We start from the raw sequence: 15,409 nt of genomic DNA on the forward strand, positions 1-15,409 counted from the left end.
CCCCGGCGTTACGCTCTGCCCATGCCCGACGCCGACACCGTCACCACGGATCCCCCCGCCGCTTCCGCCGTCGCCACCCAGGTGCGGCGGCGGCCCGCGTTGTCGCCGTCCCGGGCCAGCGACTTCAAGCAGTGCCCGCTGCTCTACCGGTTCCGCGCGGTCGACCGGCTGCCGGAGGTCCCGACGAAGGCGCAGCTGCGCGGCACGCTCGTCCACTCCGTGCTGGAGCGGCTCTTCGCGCTGCCCGCCGCCGAGCGGGTGCCCGCGCAGGCGCGGGAGCTGCTGGGTCCGGCGTGGACGGAGCTGTCGGCGGACCGTCCGGAATGGACGGAGCTGTTCGACGGCGAGAAGCCGGACGAGCACGCGGACTGGTTGCGCTCGGCGGAAAAACTGCTGGACGCCTACTTCGGGCTCGAGGACCCGCGGCGGCTCGAACCGGAGGCGTGCGAGCTGCACGTCGAGATCGAGCTCGGCTCCGGGGTGCTGCTGCGCGGCTACATCGACCGCGTGGACGTCGCGCCGACCGGTGAGATCCGGGTCGTCGACTACAAGACCGGCGCCGCGCCGCGCGAAATCGGCGAAGCCAAGGCGATGTTCCAGATGAAGTTCTACGCCGTGGTGCTGTGGCGGCTGCGCGGGATCGTGCCGCGGCAGCTGAAGCTGATGTACCTCACCGACGGCCAGTCGCTCGCCTACACCCCCGACGAAGCCGAGCTGATCCGCTTCGAACGCACGCTGGAAGCCATCTGGCAGGCCATCCTCAAGGCGGGCAAGACCGGCGACTTCCGGCCGAACAAGAGCAAGCTGTGCAACTGGTGCGACCACCAGGCGCACTGCCCCGAGTACGGCGGCACCCCGCCGGAGTACCCCGGCTGGCCGGAGCCCGACGCGGGCGACGAGACGCCGCTGGACCGGGCCGACTGATGGCCGACGCGTTCTACGTCCCCCTCGGCGGTGACCGCTTCGCCGCGACCGCCCACACGGCCGGACCCTGGTCTTCCGATTCGCAACACTTCGGCCCGCCTTCGGCGTTGCTGGTGCGCGCCCTCGAAAACGTCGAATCCGCCCACCCGGCGCAGCTCGCGCGCGTGACCGTCGAGATCCTCGGCCCGGCGCCGGTCGCCGAGCTCACCGTGCGGGCACGCGTGGAGCGGCCCGGCCGGTCGGTGGAGCTGCTCCAGGCCGAGCTGGCGAGCGCGGAAAGGGTTGTCGCGCGTGCGTCCGCCTGGCGACTCGCCACGTCGGACACGGCCGAGGTCGCCACCGACGCCGGCCCGCTGCTGCCCGCGCCGGACAGCGTCACCGAGTCGCCGTGGCCCGAGGGCTGGCAGGCCGGCTACCTCGACGCGGTGGAGTGGCGCGCGGTCCGCGGCGGCATGGACGTGCCCGGCCCGGCGGCGGTCTGGGCCCGCCAGCGCGTCCCGCTGGTCGACGGCGAGGAGCCGAGCGGGCTGCAGCGGCTGTTCACCGTCGCCGACTCCGGCAACGGCGTGTCCAACTTCCTCGACCCGCGCCGGTGGTGGTTCATCAACTCCGAGCTGACCGTGCACCTGCGGCGGCCGCCGTCGGGCGAGTGGATCGGCCTCGACGCCGTCACGCTGGTCGGGGCGGCCGGCATCGGCACGGCGACGAGCATCCTGCACGACGCCGGCGGCCCGGTCGCCACCGGCGCGCAGGCGCTGCTGGTCCGGCCGCGACAGGCCGGGGGCGGATAGCCACCCACAACGGGCCCGCATCCAATAACCTTCGCGGAACGACCGACATGAGGAGCGCTCCGGCATGCAGATCACCTCGGTGGTCAACCAGAAGGGCGGGGTCGGCAAGACCTCGCTGAGCGTCGGCACCGCGGCCGCACTGGCCGAACAGGGCCGGCGGGTGCTGCTGGTCGACCTCGACCCGCAGGGCCACGCGACGACCGAAATGCTCGGGTTGTCCGAAGTGCCGGCGGACCGGCCCAGCCTGGCCAAGGCGCTGGCGAAGACGTGGAAGGGCTCGATCGAAGAGCTCGTCGTCCCGCACCCGCGCAGCAACCTCGGCAAGGGCGGCGCGCTCGACGTCGTGCCGACCTCACCGGGGATGTTCGACCTGATCCGGCGGCTCGACTCGTTCCGCGTGCCCGGCTGGCAGCTGGCGCGGGTCATCCAGTTCGCGAACTACGACCACTGCGTCATCGACTGCCCGCCCGCGCTGGACGTGCTGACCAACAACGCGCTGGCGGCGTCGCACGGGATACTGGTCCCGGTCCAGCCGGACAAGACGAGCATCCGCGCGCTGCGGCTGCTGGCCGACCAGGTCCGGTACGTCGAGCAGACGGTCGGGCGGCAGCCGCTGTCGTGGTTCGGCCTGGTGCCGAGCCTCTACCGGCGCCCGATCTCGCACTACGCGGCCGCGGCGCTGCAGGAGATGTACGAGTTCGGCATCCCGATGCTCTCGCACCTGCCGCTGGGCGTGGTGATGAACGAGGCGGCGGCGCACGGTGTCCCGGTCACGACGTACGCCCCGGAAACCCTGCAGGCGCTTTCGTTCCGCGAGATCGCGACGACGCTCGACAGCTACCTTGAACAGAACCAGGCGCCCGCGGTGGTGCCAGCCGACGAGGAGTTCGTCTTCGAGGACTTCATCTCCGAGGTGGCGGTGGCGCGCAACGTCAACGACAACGGCGCCCGCAAGGGGCTGTACGACCTGCTGCCGAAGAAGCCGAACCGCCCCCGGTCGTGAGGTCCGCCCGGACCCCACGACCGGCGCGGGTCAGAGGCGGCAGGAGCGGATGTCGGAGGCCAGGATCGCCTTCGCGCCCACTTCGGCGAGCTCGTCCATCACACGGTTGACGTCCTTGCGCGACACCATCGCGCGCACCGCGACCCAGTCGTCGTCGGCCAGCGGGGCGACCGTCGGCGACTCCAGGCCGGGCGTGATGGCGATGGCGCGCTCGACGAGCGTGCGCGGGCAGTCGTAGTCCAGCATCAGGTACTGCTGGGCGAAGACGACCCCGCGCAGGCGCGCCGCCAGCTGCGACTTCGCCTTGCTCTGCTCGGTGCCCTTCCGCTGCAGCAGCACGGCTTCCGACACGCAGATCGGGTCGCCGAACGCCACGAGGTTGTTCTGCCGCAGCGACCGGCCGGACTCGACGACGTCGGCGATCGCGTCGGCGACCCCGAGCTGGATCGAGATCTCGACCGCGCCGTCGAGGCGGATCACCTCGGCGGTGACGCCGTGGCGCGCGAGGTCGTCGCGCACCAGCCGCGGGTACGACGTCGCGAGCCGCTTGCCCTGCAGGTCGGCCGGCTTCCAGTCCTGGCCCGCCGGGGCGGCGTAACGGAACGTCGAGCCGCCGAAGCCGAGCGCCTGGATCTCCTCGACCGGGGCGCCGGAGTCGAGGGCGAGGTCGCGGCCGGTGATGCCGAGGTCGAGGTCGCCGGACCCGACGTAGATCGCGATGTCCTTGGGGCGCAGGAAGAAGAACTCGACCTCGTTGACCGGGTCGAGCACGGTCAGGTCGCGCTGCTCATGCCGCTTCCGGTAGCCCGCCTCGCCGAGCATCTCCGTCGCCGCGGCGGCGAGGGCTCCCTTGTTCGGCACGGCAACACGCAGCATTTCGCTTCTCTCCTCGTATCTTCGAGCGACCCGTCACAGGTAGCGGTAGACGTCCTCGGTCGACAGACCGCGGCCGAGCATCAGCACCTGCAGCCGGTACAGCAGCTGGGAGATCTCCTCGGCGAGGCGGTCGTCGGACTCGTGCTCGGCGGCGATCCACACCTCGCCCGCTTCCTCGAGCACCTTCTTGCCCTGGGCGTGCACCCCGGCGTCCAGGGCGGCGACGGTGCCGGACCCGTCGGGACGGGTACGCGCGCGCTCGGCAAGCTCCGCGAACAGCTCATCGAAGGTCTTCACGGTCTGCAGATCCTTCCATCCCGGACCGGCGAGCGCCGCCCCGGCCCGCCGCGGATGCCGCCGATCTCACACCGAAGTGGACACGGCCTCCCGAGTACTGGGACGGCGTTCGAAGTCGAGGAGGTACTGCTTCCGCTCCAGGCCGCCGCCGTAGCCGGTCAGCGAACCGGTCGAGCCGATCACCCGGTGACACGGGACGATGATCGAGATGGGGTTCTTGCCGTTGGCGAGGCCGACCGCCCGCGCGGCCGACGGCTTGCCGAGCAGCTGCGCCAGCTCGCCGTAGGACGCGGTTTCGCCGTACGGGATCTCGAGCAGCGCGGACCAGACCGCGCGCTGGAACGGCGTCCCGCGGAAGGTCAGCGGAAGGTCGAACTCCCGGCGTTGCCCCGCGAAGTACTCCCCGAGCTGGCGCTGGGCGCGGTCGAAGATCTCCGCGCCGGTGCTGGGTTCGCCGAACACCGTCTCGGCGGGGCGGTGGCGCTGCTGGTGCATGTACAGCCCGAGCAGGGCGCCGTCCTCGGCGACGAGGGTCAGCGGGCCGCAGGGGCTGTCCACGACGAGGTGGGAAGGCATGGTTCTCCAGACGGGGTCAGGCGGCGGGCATCCGGTTGATCGCGTGGTCGCCGGTGGCCCACAGGTGCTGGGTGGCGTAGGCGCGCCACGGGCGCCACGCCTCGGACCGGGCGACGACGGCGGCCTGGCCGCCGAGGCCGAGCGCCTCCGCCGCGTACTTGATGCCGAGGTCGGTGGGCAGGAACGCGTCCGGGTCGCCGAGGGCGCGCATCGTGATGCTTTCGACCGTCCACGGCCCGAAGCCGGGCAACGCGGTCAGCGCGGCCCGCGTCTCGCCCCAGTCGCTGCCCGCGCCGAGGTCGAGCCCGCCGGTCAGGGCTTCGACGAGCGCCAGCAGCGTCCGGCGGCGGCTGCGGGGCATGGCCAGCGTCTCCGGGTCCAGCGAAGCCAGGGCCTCGGGGGACGGGAACAGGTGCGTCAGGCCGCCTTCGGGGTCCTCGACCGGCTCGCCGTGCGCGACGACGAGCCTCGCCGCGTGCGTCCGCGCGGCCGCCGTCGACACCTGCTGGCCGAGCACCGCGCGGACGGCGAACTCGGCGCCGTCGACCGTGCGCGGGACCCGGCGGCCCGGCGCGGCCGCGACCAGCGGCGCCAGCAGCGGGTCGGTGGCCAGCTGCTCGTCGACGGCGACCGGGTCGGCGTCGAGGTCGAGCAGGCGGCGGCAGCGGCTGGTGGCCGAGGGCAGGTCCCGCAGGTCGGTCAGGCTGAGGCGGCAGGCTATGTAGCCGGCAGCGGGGTCCCCGGGGCGTAGCGCGACGACGCCGTGGCCGCGCGGCAGCCGCAGCGTCCGGCGGTAGGCGCCGTCCCGCCACTCCTCCACGCCCGGCACGCCGGTGGCCACGAGGTGCCCGAACAGGTTGTCCGGGCACAGCGGCTTCCGGTAGGGCAGCCGCAGGACGATCGACCCGGCCGCGGCCGGGGGCGTGCCCTTCGCGCGGCTGCGCAGCTCGGTGGGCGAGAGCGCGAACACCTCTCGGACGGTGTCGTTGAAAGTCCGGATGCTGCCGAACCCGGCCGCGAGGGCCAGCTCGGTCATCGGCAGGGTGGTCGTCTCGATCAGGGTCCGCGCGGTCTGCGCCCGCTGGGCCCTGGCCAGGGCCAGCGGCCCGGCGCCCAGCTCGGCGAGCACCTGGCGCTCGACCTGCCGGACGCTGTAGCCGAGCCGGGCGGCCAGGCCGCGGACGCCTTCGGTGTCGACCACGCCGTCCGCGATCAGCCGCATCGCCCGCGCGACGAGGTCGGCGCGCTCGTTCCACAGCGGCGAGCCGGGACTGGCGTCCGGGCGGCAGCGCTTGCACGCCCGGAAGCCGGCCTGCTGGGCCGCCGCGGCGCTCGGGTAGAAGCTCATGTTCCGCGGTTGGGGCGGCGCCACCGGGCAGCTGGGCCGGCAGTAGATCCGGGTCGTCACGACCGCGGTGTAGAACCACCCGTCGAACCGGGCGTCCTTCGCCTGCACGGCCCGCACGCACCGCTCGAAGTCCTCATGCACCCCACCAGCATCGCCGAGCGCGGCGGCGAGGGCTAGCGGAAAAGCGACATGGGCGTGGTCAGCCGAGCAGGGCCGCCAGCGCCGGCACGTCGACCCCCACGAGCGAGTCGCGGAACACCCGCCGCTCCCCCGGCTCGACGGCGACGTCGTTCGGGACCACCAGCACCGTGCAGCCCGCCGCGACCGCCGACGCCGTGCCCGGCGGGGAGTCCTCCACCGCCACGCACCGCCGCGGGTCGACGTCGAGCAGCTCGGCCGCCTTGAGGTAGGGGCGCGGGTGCGGCTTGTTGAAGCTCTCGACCTCGTCGCCGCACACGGTGACGTCGAAGAACTCCCGGCCGATCGTGTTGAGCGCCAGCTCGGTCAGGTCCCGTTCCGTGGACGTCACGAGCGCGGAGCGCAGGCCGGCCTCGCGCACCGCGGTCAGCGCCTCGCGGGCGCCGGGGCGCCACGGCAGCGCGTCGTCGAACAGCCCGGCGGTGCGGCGGCGGATCTGCTCCCCGGTCGAGGCGACCGCCTCCGGCGTCACGGCCTGGCCGACGACCTCGAGCAGGTACGCCGAGGTGTCGTCCATGTTGGACCCGACCAGCGTCATCCGCTGCTCCTCGGAAAGGGTGCCGCCGAGGGCTTCCGCCGTCTCGTAAAGCGCGACGTCCCACAGCTTCTCGGAATCGACGAGGGTGCCGTCCATGTCCCACAGCACGGCGACGAGTCCGTCCACAGTGGATCCCTCCAGGGTCAGGTATTGAAGTACTTGGCTTCCGGGTGGTGGCAGACGATCGCGTCGGTCGACTGCTCGGGGTGCAGCTGGTACTCCTCGGACAGCTTCACGCCGATGCGGCCCGGCTCGAGGAGCGCGACGATCTTCGCCCGGTCCTCGAGATCGGGACAGGCGCCATAGCCCAGTGAGAACCGTGCCCCACGGTAGCCGAGCTTGAAGAACTCCTCGACGTCGTCCGGGTCCTCTGAGGCGACCGCCACACCGCCCGGGAGGGTCAGCTCGCCCCGGATGCGGCAGTGCCAGTACTCGGCGAGCGCTTCGGTGAGCTGGACACCGAGGCCGTGCACCTCGAGGTAGTCGCGGTAGGCGTCGGCGGCGAAGAGCTCGTTCGCGTAGTCGGCGATGGGCCGGCCCATGGTCACGACGGTGAACGGGACGACGTCGACCACACCGTCCGAGACGGCTTCCCGCGGCCGGTAGAAGTCGGCCAGGCAGAGGCGGCGGTCCCGGCGCTGGCGCGGGAAGGTGAACCGCAGCCGCTCCGGCGCGCCGGGCGACGGCTCGGTCAGCACGACCAGGTCGTCCCCTTCGGCGACACACGGGAAGTAGCCGTAGACGACGGCCGCGTGCGCGAGGACGCCGTCGGCGGTCAGCCGGTCGAGCCAGTACCGCAGCCGCGGCCGGCCCTCGGACTCCACCAGCTCGTCGTAGGTCGGCCCGCTGCCGCCGCGGGCGCCCTTGAGCCCCCACTGGCCCATGAAGGTCGCCCGCTCGTCGAGCATCGCGGCGTAGTCGCCGAGCGCGACCCCCTTGACCACCCGGGAACCCCAGAACGGCGGCGTCGGCAGCGGGACGTCGGTGGCGACGTCCGAGCGGGCGGGCGGCGGGCCTTCGAGGGCTTCCTCCTCGGCCTTGCGGGCTTTGCGGGCTTCGGCGATCCGCAGCGAGCGCTCCCGGCGTTCCTTGCGCTCACGGCGTTTCCCGTCCGCCTCGGCGTCCACAATGGGCGGCTCCCCGCGCTTGGCGGCCATGATCGCGTCCATCAGCCGCAAGCCCTCGAAGGCGTCCCGCGCGTAGCGGACGTCGCCGAGGTAGAGCTCGCTCAGGTCGTTCTCCACGTACGACCGGGTCAGCGCCGCGCCGCCGAGCAGGACGGGCCAGCGCGCGGAGACACCCCGGGAGTTCATCTCCTGGAGGTTCTCCTTCATGATCACCGTGGACTTGACCAGCAGCCCGGACATCCCGATCGCGTCGGCGCCCTGCTCCGCGGCCGCGTCCAGGATGGTCGTGATGGGCTGCTTGATACCGAGGTTGACCACCTCGTAGCCGTTGTTGGACAGGATGATGTCGACCAGGTTCTTGCCGATGTCGTGCACGTCGCCGCGGACGGTGGCCAGCACGATCCGGCCCTTGCCCGAGTCGTCGCCGGTTTCCATGTGCGGTTCGAGGTGCGCGACGGCCGCCTTCATCACCTCGGCGGACTGCAGCACGAACGGCAGCTGCATCTGCCCGGACCCGAACAGCTCGCCGACGGTCTTCATGCCGGCCAGCAGCGTGTCGTTGATGATCTCCAGCGCGGGCCGCTGCTCCAGCGCGCTGTCGAGGTCTTCGGTGAGCCCGTTGCGCTCGCCGTCGACGATCCGCCGTTCGAGCCGTTCGAACAGCGGCAGCGCGGCCAGCTCCTCGGCCCGCGACGCCTTCCACGACGCCGCGCTGACGCCTTCGAACAGCGCCATCAGCTCCTGGAGCGGGTCGTACCCCTCGCGGCGGCGGTCGTGGACGAGGTCGAGGGCGACCGCACGCCGGTCGTCGGGGATCCGGGCCATCGGCAGGATCTTCGACGCGTGCACGATCGCGGTGTCCAGCCCGGCCTGGACGCACTCGTGCAGGAACACCGAGTTGAGCACCTGCCGCGCGGCCGGGTTGAGGCCGAAGGAGATGTTCGAGAGGCCGAGCGTGGTCTGGACGTCGGGGTGGCGCCGCTTGATCTCGCGGATCGCTTCGATCGTCTCGATGCCGTCGCGCCGGGACTCTTCCTGGCCGGTGGCGATGGTGAAGGTGAGGGCGTCGATGATGATGTCGGACGTCCGCACGCCCCACTTCCCGGTGATGTCGCCGATCAGCCGGGACGCGATGTCGGCTTTCTTCCGCGCGGTCCGCGCCTGGCCCTCCTCGTCGATGGTGAGGGCGACCACGGCGGCGCCGTACTCGCTGACCAGCTCCATGACCTGGGTGAACCGGGACTCGGGGCCGTCGCCGTCCTCGTAGTTGACGGAGTTGACCGCGCAGCGGCCGCCGAGGCGCTGCAGCCCGGCGCGCAGCACCGGGACCTCGGTCGAGTCGAGCATGATCGGCAGGGTGGACGCGGTGGCGAGCCGCCCGGCGAGTTCGGCCATGTCGGCGGTGCCGTCGCGCCCGACGTAGTCGACACACAGGTCCAGGAGGTGGGCGCCGTCGCGGGTCTGCTCGCGGGCGATCTCGACGCAGTCGTCCCAGCGGCCTTCGAGCATCGCGGTGCGGAACGCCTTGGAGCCGTTCGCGTTGGTCCGCTCGCCGATCATCAGCACGCTGGCGTCCTGCTTGAACGGCACCGCCTGGTAGAGCGACGACACGCCGGGCTCGGGCCGCGGCCGCCGCGGGACCGGAGCGGTTCCGGCGACGGCGGCCGCGAGCTGCCGGATGTGCTCGTCGGTGGTGCCGCAGCAGCCACCGACCAGGCCGACGCCGAACTCGCGCACGAACCCCGTCAGCGCTTCGACCAGGGCCTCCGGGCCGAGCGGGTACACCGCGCCGGTCGGGCCCAGCTCCGGCAGACCGGCGTTCGGCATCACCGACAGCGGCACCCGGGCGTGCTTGGCCAGCTGCCGCAGGTGCTCGCTCATCTCGGCCGGGCCGGTGGCGCAGTTGAGCCCGATGACGTCGATGCCCAGCGGCTCCAGCGCGGCCAGTGCGGCGCCGACCTCGGTGCCGAGCAGCATGGTGCCGGTGGTTTCGACGGTGATCGAAGCGAGGATCGGGACGAGCCGGCCCTCGGCGGCCATCGCGCGTTTGGCGCCGATGATCGACGCCTTCGTCTGGAGGATGTCCTGGGTGGTCTCGACGATCACCGCGTCGGCGCCGCCGGCGAGCAGGCCGCGGACCTCCTCGCGGTAGGCGTCGCGCAGCGTGGTGAACGGCGCGTGGCCGAGCGTCGGCAGCTTGGTGCCCGGGCCGACCGAGCCGAGCACGAACCGCGGGCGCTCCCGGGTCGTGAACTCGTCGGCCGTCTCGCGGGCCAGGCGGGCGCCGGCCTCGGCGAGCTCGAAGATCCGGTCCGCGATGTCGTATTCGGCGAAGTTGGCGAAATTGGCCCCGAAAGTGTTGGTTTCGACGGCGTCCGCCCCGGCTTCGAGGTAACCGCGGTGGACCGACCGGACGACGTCCGGCCGGGTGACGTTGAGGATCTCGTTGCAGCCTTCGAGGCCGCCGAAGTCGTCCAGGTTCAGGTCGTGGGCCTGCAGGGCGGTGCCCATCGCCCCGTCGGCCACCAGGACGCGCGAGCTGAGGGCTTCGAGCAACGGTGACGACCCGCGATCGGACATGCTGAACAGCGTAAGGCCGGTGGTCGTAGGCTGGTCCGGTGAGTGAGCCCGTCGACGAGACCCCGCGGCCGCCCGGCGACCGCCCCGAACCCTCCCGGCCTCTGATGGTCGTGGCCTTTGAAGGCTGGAATGACGCGGGTGACGCGGCCAGCCGGGCCGTCGAGCATCTCCAGCTGAACTGGGACGCCACTCCACTGGCCGAGCTGGAGCCCGACGACTACTACGACTTCCAGGTCAGCCGCCCGACCGTCCGCATGGTGGACGGCGTCACTCGACGGGTGGACTGGCCGACGACGACGTTGTCGGTGTGCCGTCCCGACGGGTTCGACCGCGACGTGGTGCTCGTCCAGGGGCCCGAGCCGAACATGCGCTGGCGCGCCTTCTGCGCCGAGCTGCTCGAGCACATCAAGCAGCTGGACGTCGCGACCGTGGTGACGCTCGGCGCGCTGCTCGCCGACACCGCGCACACGCGGCCCGTCCCGGTCACCGGTACGGCGTACGACAAGGACACCGCGTCGCTCTACGGGCTCGAGATGAACAACTACCAGGGCCCGACCGGCATCGTCGGGATCCTGCAGGACTACTGCGTGCAGGCGGGCATCCCGGCCGTGTCGATCTGGGCTGCGGTGCCGCACTACGTGTCGCACCCGCCGTCCCCGAAGGCGACGCTGGCGCTGCTGCACAAGCTGGAGGACATCCTCGACGTCGAGATCCCGCTGGGCGCGCTGCCGGAGCAGTCCGAGGAGTGGCAGCGCACGGTCAGCGAGATGGCCGACGAGGACGAAGAGATCAGCGAGTACGTCCGCAGCCTCGAAGAGCGGGGTGACGCGCAGACCGAGGTCGCGGAGCAGGACGTCAGCGGGGACAAGATCGCCGCCGAGTTCGAGCGTTACCTGCGCCGCCGCGGCCGGGGCGGCGGGCAGGAAGGCTTCGGCCTCCGCTGAGGGCTACTTGAGCCAGCTGGTGGCGAACGCCCGCGCGGGGTTCGCCACCAGCATGGCCGTGACGACGTCACCGCCGAGCCGCCGGGTCAGGCGCGGCGCCAGGGTCGTGAGCAGGTAGGACGCGCCGGGCTCGTGACGGGCCGCCGCGGTCGTCGTGTCGCCGCCGAGCAGGATCTGCCCGCCGTGCCCCGCCTCGACCAGGGCTTCGAGACTGTCGAAGAGCCGCCCGTCGGTGGCGTGGTTGGCGCGCGACGGCCCGTCGAAGCCCAGGAACACGCCGGTCTCGGCGATCTCCCGCTGGATCCGCGGGTCCGGGTTGCGGTTGAGGTGCCCCAGGATCACCTGGTCGGGTGGCACGTCGAGCTGCCCGCACAGCAGCTCGGCGGTTTCGAGACCCGCCGTGCCCAGCTCGAGGTGCACGGCGATCGGCGCGCCGGTCTCGTGGTGCGCGACCGCGGCGGCGGTCATCGTGAGCCGGGCGTGGGAGTCGATCGTGTGGAACGCGCCGGCGACCTTGACCAGCCCGGCCCGCGGGCCGTCGCGCGGCTCGTCCGGCAGGTCCGCGGGCTGCGTGCCTTCGGTCAGGTCGGCGACGAACTCCCGCACCAGGCCGTCGACGACCCGGCCGAGGATCGACGGCGCGTAGTGCTCCGCGCGGTGGAGGCCGGTGGCCGCGACGACGTGGACCTCGAGCTCCTTCGAAATCCAGGCGAGCTCGCGGGTCCGGCGCGTGAGGCCGTACGGCGTCCACTGGACCAGCGCCGAGCCACCCGCGGTCCGGAACGCGAGCAGCGCGTGCGCGGCCTCGGTCGGGTCGTCCAGCTCCTGGCCGGGCAGCAGCTTCGAGGCGAAGAAGAGGTGGTCGTGCGCGTCGGTCACGCCCAGCTCGGCCGGGTCGATGTCACCCAGCACCGTCCGGACCCGCGGTTCCCCAGTCACAAAACCGAGTGTAACGCCTCAGCCGTTACAATGGGACGGTGTCCGAAGACTTCCGCCTCGACCTGGGCGCACCCTGGCTGAACCTGCTCGCCACCCGCGGCCGCCACTTCGGGGCGAACCCGACCGAGCGGATGCCGACACCGGAGCGGCTCACCGAGTGGTTCACCGCGGTCGGCCTGACTCCCCTGTCCCGGATCACCGGCGCCGACCTCGACGCGGCACACCGGCTCCGCGAAGTCCTGCGCGAGCTGGCGCTCGGCGCGGTCGACGGAATCGCCCCGAAGGCCGACCAGGTGCGAGCGCTGACGGCGTTCTTCCGGACCGAACCGGTCCACCTCGCCGCGCTCGACCGGCTCCACCGAAGTGCGCCCCCGACGGCCGCCGAGGCGTTGAGCAGGCTTGCGCTTCAGGCGGCCGACTGGCTCACCGGCCCGTTGCGCGACGACCTGCGCGTCTGCCCGGAGCAGGACTGCCGTGGGGTGTTCGCCGACCCGGGCGGCCGGCGGCGCTGGTGTCCGTCACCGGCGTGCGCCAGCCGAGGCCGGGTCCGCGCGCTCAGGGAGCGTCGGCGGGCCGGGTCATGACGGCCAGATGATCCGGCGCATCGGCACCGCGCCCCGGGCGCGCTTGCGCCACTCGCGCGGGTAACCCAGCGAAACCTCTTCGAAGCGGACGCCGTCCGCCTCGGTGGTCCGCGGGATGTGCAGGTGGCCGTAGACGGCGATTTCCGCGCGGTAGCGGACGTGCCAGTCCTCGGTCTTCATCGTGCCGCACCACATCGCGAACTCCGGCCAGTACAGCGGCGCGGTCGGGTGGCGGTGCAGCGGCCAGTGCGACATCAGGATCGTGCCGTGGTCGGCGGGGATCGCGTCGAGGCGCTCGGTGCTGAGCTTCAGCCGGTCTTCGCACCACGCCTGGCGGCTCGGGTACGGGTCCGGGTGCAGGAAGTACTCGTCGGTGCAGACCACGCCGGCCTCCCGCGCCTGACGCAGGGCCTCCTCCAGGGACTTCCCCTCGGCCTGCGGGGTCCGCCAGCTGTAGTCGTAGAGCAGGAACAGCGGCGCGATCGTCAACGGCCGCGGGCCGTGGCCCCAGACCGGGTACTCGTCTTCGGGCGTCAGGACGCCGATCTCACGGCACCGCTCGACGAGGTGCTCGTACCGGGCCTGGCCACGCAGCTGGCAGTCGTCGGTGTTCGTCGTCCACAGCTCGTGGTTGCCCGGCACCCAGACGACCTTCGCGAACCGCTCGCGCAGCGTCTTCAGCGTCGAGATGGTGGCTTCGGCCCGCTCGGCGACGTCTCCGGCGACGAGCAGCCAGTCCTCGGGCGTCTCCGGGACGACCGAGTCGAGGATGGGCCCGTTGCCCTCGTGGGTCACGTGGAGGTCGCTGGTGGCGAAGAGATGTGGCACCCCTCCACCGTAACCACCGCCCGAGTGGGAATTCGCCGGAACCGGGTGTTGCCGGCCAGCATCAGCACTCCGGCGAGGACGTAGACACCCGCCTGGACGTCCAGCAGCACCGCGGACCCGGTCGTCGCGACGAGCGTGCCGGCGAGCAGCGCGCCGACGGTGGTGAAGGTGGCGATGATCGCGAAAGTCGTGCTCAGCACGCGTCCGGCGCGTTCCGGCGTGACCGCGCTCTGGATCTCCGACAGCACCCCAGCGCCGACGACCACCCCGGGCGCGCCCACCAGCACGAACAACCCGACGTACACACCCATCGCCGTGGTCACCGCGGCCAGGTTCCAGATCACCGCGGACAGCAGGCCCAGCACCAGCGAGCCCCAGCCGAGCAGCGCGACCGGCGCCACCCGCCGGGCCACCGTGGCGATGGCGAACCCGGCGGCCAGGCCGCCGAGCGCCTGCACGCCACGCAGCAGGCCAGCGTCGGCTTCGCTGCCGCCGAGCACGTCCAGGACGTAGACCACGAACAACACGAGGAACATGCCCTGCGCCACCGACGTGAACACCAGCGCGAGACCGGTGCGCCACAGCCGCCGGTTGTGCGTGAGCTCGCGCAGGCCGTCGAGCCAGGCCCGCACCACAGGTTCGCGGGCCGCGACCGGCGCCGGCGCGGCCACCCGGCGGAACGGCTTGGCCAGCAGCGCCGCGGCCACGACCAGCACCGCGAGGTACCCGGTGATGACGTCCGCGAGCCCGCCGAAGCCCAGCAGCGCGCCGCCCGCCCAGCCCCCGGCCAGCCGGGCGACACTGCCGTTGACGCTCATCAGCCCGTTCGCGCCGGTCACGTCCGCGACGCCGACCAGCTCCGGGACGAGCGCGTTGCGCGCGGGTTCTAACACCGACGCGAGCGCCGCCTGCGCGGCCATCACGCCGTACACCACGGTGACCCCCGGCTCGGCCAGCAGCGGCAACGCGACGACGGCGAGCCCGCAGCAGACGCCGAACAGCACCGCGCGGCGGTTCCACCGGTCGGCCACGACGCCCGCGACCGGGCTGAGCAGCACCGCGGGCAGCAGGCCGAGCACGATGCTCAGCGCCGTCGTCGCGGCGGAGCCGGTGCGCTGGAAGACGTAGACCGGCAGCGCGACCTGCAGCATCCACTCCGCCGTCTCGCCGAAGAAGGCGGCCACCCACAGCCGGGCGAACGCCGGCACCCCCAGCAGCTGCTTCATTCCTCCGCCTTCCCCGAGTGCTCGATGCGCGGGAACGCCCGCAGGCCGACGTGCACCGGGCGCGCGTCCGGCGGCGCGTCCGTCCGGATCGGGCTCACGTACGGCCGGACCAGGGCGTCGATCGCCTCGGTCAGCCGGATCAGCTCGTCGGGCGTGGCACGCAGCGTGTACGTGTTCAACCCGGACGCCGCGCGCCAGGCCGGGTCGAGGCCGTCGAGCGAGTCCAGGTACCGCTGGGTCAGCTCCTGCTCGTGCCCAAGAGTTGCGCCGACCACGCCGAGCTGGGCGGCCCGGTGCGCCGGCTCGTCGGCCAGCTCCCCCAGCTCGAGCCCGACCTGCCGGGCGCGCCACGGCCGTTCGCGCCCGTCCTCCCCCTCGACCCGCTCGACCAGGCCGTACTGGGCGAGCTGCCGCAGGTGCCAGCTGCAGTTGGACGCGGTCGAGCCGACGGCTTCGGCGCACTCGCTCGCGGTGCGCGGGCCGACGGCTGTGAGGTGGTTGAGCAGGGCCGAGCGCAGCGGGTGCGCCAGGGCGCGCAGCAGCTCGACGTCCTCGATCCGCTTGCGCGGCGGCAGCTCGGCCATCGGTCGCCCCATCTGAAAGAGTCATTTCGAAAGTTCTCTTTCATAG

At 72.4% G+C, this 15,409-nt stretch carries 15 protein-coding genes; 5 read left to right on the forward strand and 10 right to left on the reverse strand.

The genetic code is table 11. The features are described 5' to 3' along the window. The first annotated feature begins 21 nt into the window (after positions 1-21). The 3 genes from ACZ63E_RS30715 to ACZ63E_RS30725 all read left to right on the forward strand — a co-directional run bounded on the left by ACZ63E_RS30715 (position 22) and on the right by ACZ63E_RS30725 (position 2,718). Positions 22-924, forward strand: coding sequence for a RecB family exonuclease (locus ACZ63E_RS30715; RefSeq protein WP_465339631.1), 903 nt, complete (start codon positions 22-24; stop codon positions 922-924). Continuing rightward, a complete protein-coding gene (locus tag ACZ63E_RS30720; protein ID WP_465339632.1) occupies positions 924-1,715 on the forward strand; it encodes a thioesterase family protein in 792 nt (263 codons plus the stop codon). The genes ACZ63E_RS30715 and ACZ63E_RS30720 overlap by 1 nt, the downstream gene beginning before the upstream one ends. Positions 1,716-1,779: 64 nt before the next feature. After that, entirely contained in the window at positions 1,780-2,718 is a 939-nt protein-coding gene (locus tag ACZ63E_RS30725) for a ParA family protein (protein ID WP_465339634.1), read from the forward strand. A gap of 30 nt (positions 2,719-2,748) precedes the next feature. On the opposite strand, the gene hisG is transcribed toward ACZ63E_RS30725, so the two are convergent. From hisG to metH, 6 genes are all read right to left on the reverse strand, one after another. Then, positions 2,749-3,594, reverse strand: a complete 846-nt coding sequence (hisG, locus tag ACZ63E_RS30730) for an ATP phosphoribosyltransferase (protein WP_465339636.1) — start codon at positions 3,592-3,594, stop codon at positions 2,749-2,751. Positions 3,595-3,627: 33 nt separating this feature from the next. Further along, positions 3,628-3,891, reverse strand: a complete 264-nt coding sequence (locus tag ACZ63E_RS30735; RefSeq protein WP_247051907.1) for a phosphoribosyl-ATP diphosphatase — start codon at positions 3,889-3,891, stop codon at positions 3,628-3,630. Positions 3,892-3,957: 66 nt separating this feature from the next. Then, complete coding sequence (locus ACZ63E_RS30740; RefSeq protein WP_465339638.1) at positions 3,958-4,467, reverse strand: methylated-DNA--[protein]-cysteine S-methyltransferase; 510 nt, start codon at positions 4,465-4,467, stop codon at positions 3,958-3,960. A 16-nt stretch (positions 4,468-4,483) separates the two neighbouring features. Beyond that, a complete protein-coding gene (locus ACZ63E_RS30745) occupies positions 4,484-5,956 on the reverse strand; it encodes an AlkA N-terminal domain-containing protein (protein WP_465339639.1) in 1,473 nt (490 codons plus the stop codon). A 58-nt stretch (positions 5,957-6,014) separates the two neighbouring features. Next, positions 6,015-6,677 carry an HAD family hydrolase gene (locus ACZ63E_RS30750; RefSeq protein WP_465339640.1) on the reverse strand — a complete coding sequence of 221 codons (663 nt, stop codon included), beginning with the start codon at positions 6,675-6,677 and terminating at the stop codon, positions 6,015-6,017. Between the two features lie 17 nt (positions 6,678-6,694). Next, positions 6,695-10,258 (reverse strand): methionine synthase, encoded by a 3,564-nt coding sequence (metH, locus tag ACZ63E_RS30755; RefSeq protein ID WP_465339641.1) that lies wholly within the window; start codon positions 10,256-10,258, stop codon positions 6,695-6,697. Positions 10,259-10,296: 38 nt separating this feature from the next. Here metH and ACZ63E_RS30760 point away from each other — a divergent pair, with 38 nt between their 5' ends. Beyond that, positions 10,297-11,202 carry a PAC2 family protein gene (locus tag ACZ63E_RS30760; RefSeq protein WP_465339642.1) on the forward strand — a complete coding sequence of 302 codons (906 nt, stop codon included), beginning with the start codon at positions 10,297-10,299 and terminating at the stop codon, positions 11,200-11,202. Positions 11,203-11,205: 3 nt separating this feature from the next. Here ACZ63E_RS30760 and ACZ63E_RS30765 read toward each other — a convergent pair whose 3' ends face one another. After that, entirely contained in the window at positions 11,206-12,141 is a 936-nt protein-coding gene (locus tag ACZ63E_RS30765) for a phosphotriesterase family protein (protein ID WP_465339644.1), read from the reverse strand. A gap of 38 nt (positions 12,142-12,179) precedes the next feature. Between ACZ63E_RS30765 and ACZ63E_RS30770 the strand changes: the two genes are divergently transcribed. Continuing rightward, positions 12,180-12,725: a CGNR zinc finger domain-containing protein gene (locus ACZ63E_RS30770; RefSeq protein ID WP_465339645.1), complete on the forward strand. Its 546-nt coding sequence runs from the start codon at positions 12,180-12,182 to the stop codon at positions 12,723-12,725. Here the strand turns inward: ACZ63E_RS30770 and ACZ63E_RS30775 are convergent. From ACZ63E_RS30775 to ACZ63E_RS30785, 3 genes are read right to left on the reverse strand one after another with little or no spacing between them, the layout of a single operon-like run. Next, on the reverse strand, positions 12,720-13,553 hold the full coding sequence (locus tag ACZ63E_RS30775; protein WP_465339646.1) for a metallophosphoesterase family protein: 834 nt from the start codon (positions 13,551-13,553) through the stop codon (positions 12,720-12,722). The two genes, ACZ63E_RS30770 and ACZ63E_RS30775, sit on opposite strands and share 6 nt — an antisense overlap. Then, positions 13,517-14,779 (reverse strand): MFS transporter, encoded by a 1,263-nt coding sequence (locus tag ACZ63E_RS30780; RefSeq protein WP_465339647.1) that lies wholly within the window; start codon positions 14,777-14,779, stop codon positions 13,517-13,519. Before ACZ63E_RS30780 ends, ACZ63E_RS30775 begins: the two co-directional genes overlap by 37 nt. Then, entirely contained in the window at positions 14,776-15,363 is a 588-nt protein-coding gene (locus ACZ63E_RS30785) for an ArsR/SmtB family transcription factor (protein ID WP_465339648.1), read from the reverse strand. Before ACZ63E_RS30785 ends, ACZ63E_RS30780 begins: the two co-directional genes overlap by 4 nt. Between the last annotated feature and the right edge of the window lie 46 nt (positions 15,364-15,409).

Source organism: Amycolatopsis sp. NPDC104819 (assembly GCF_055583145.1).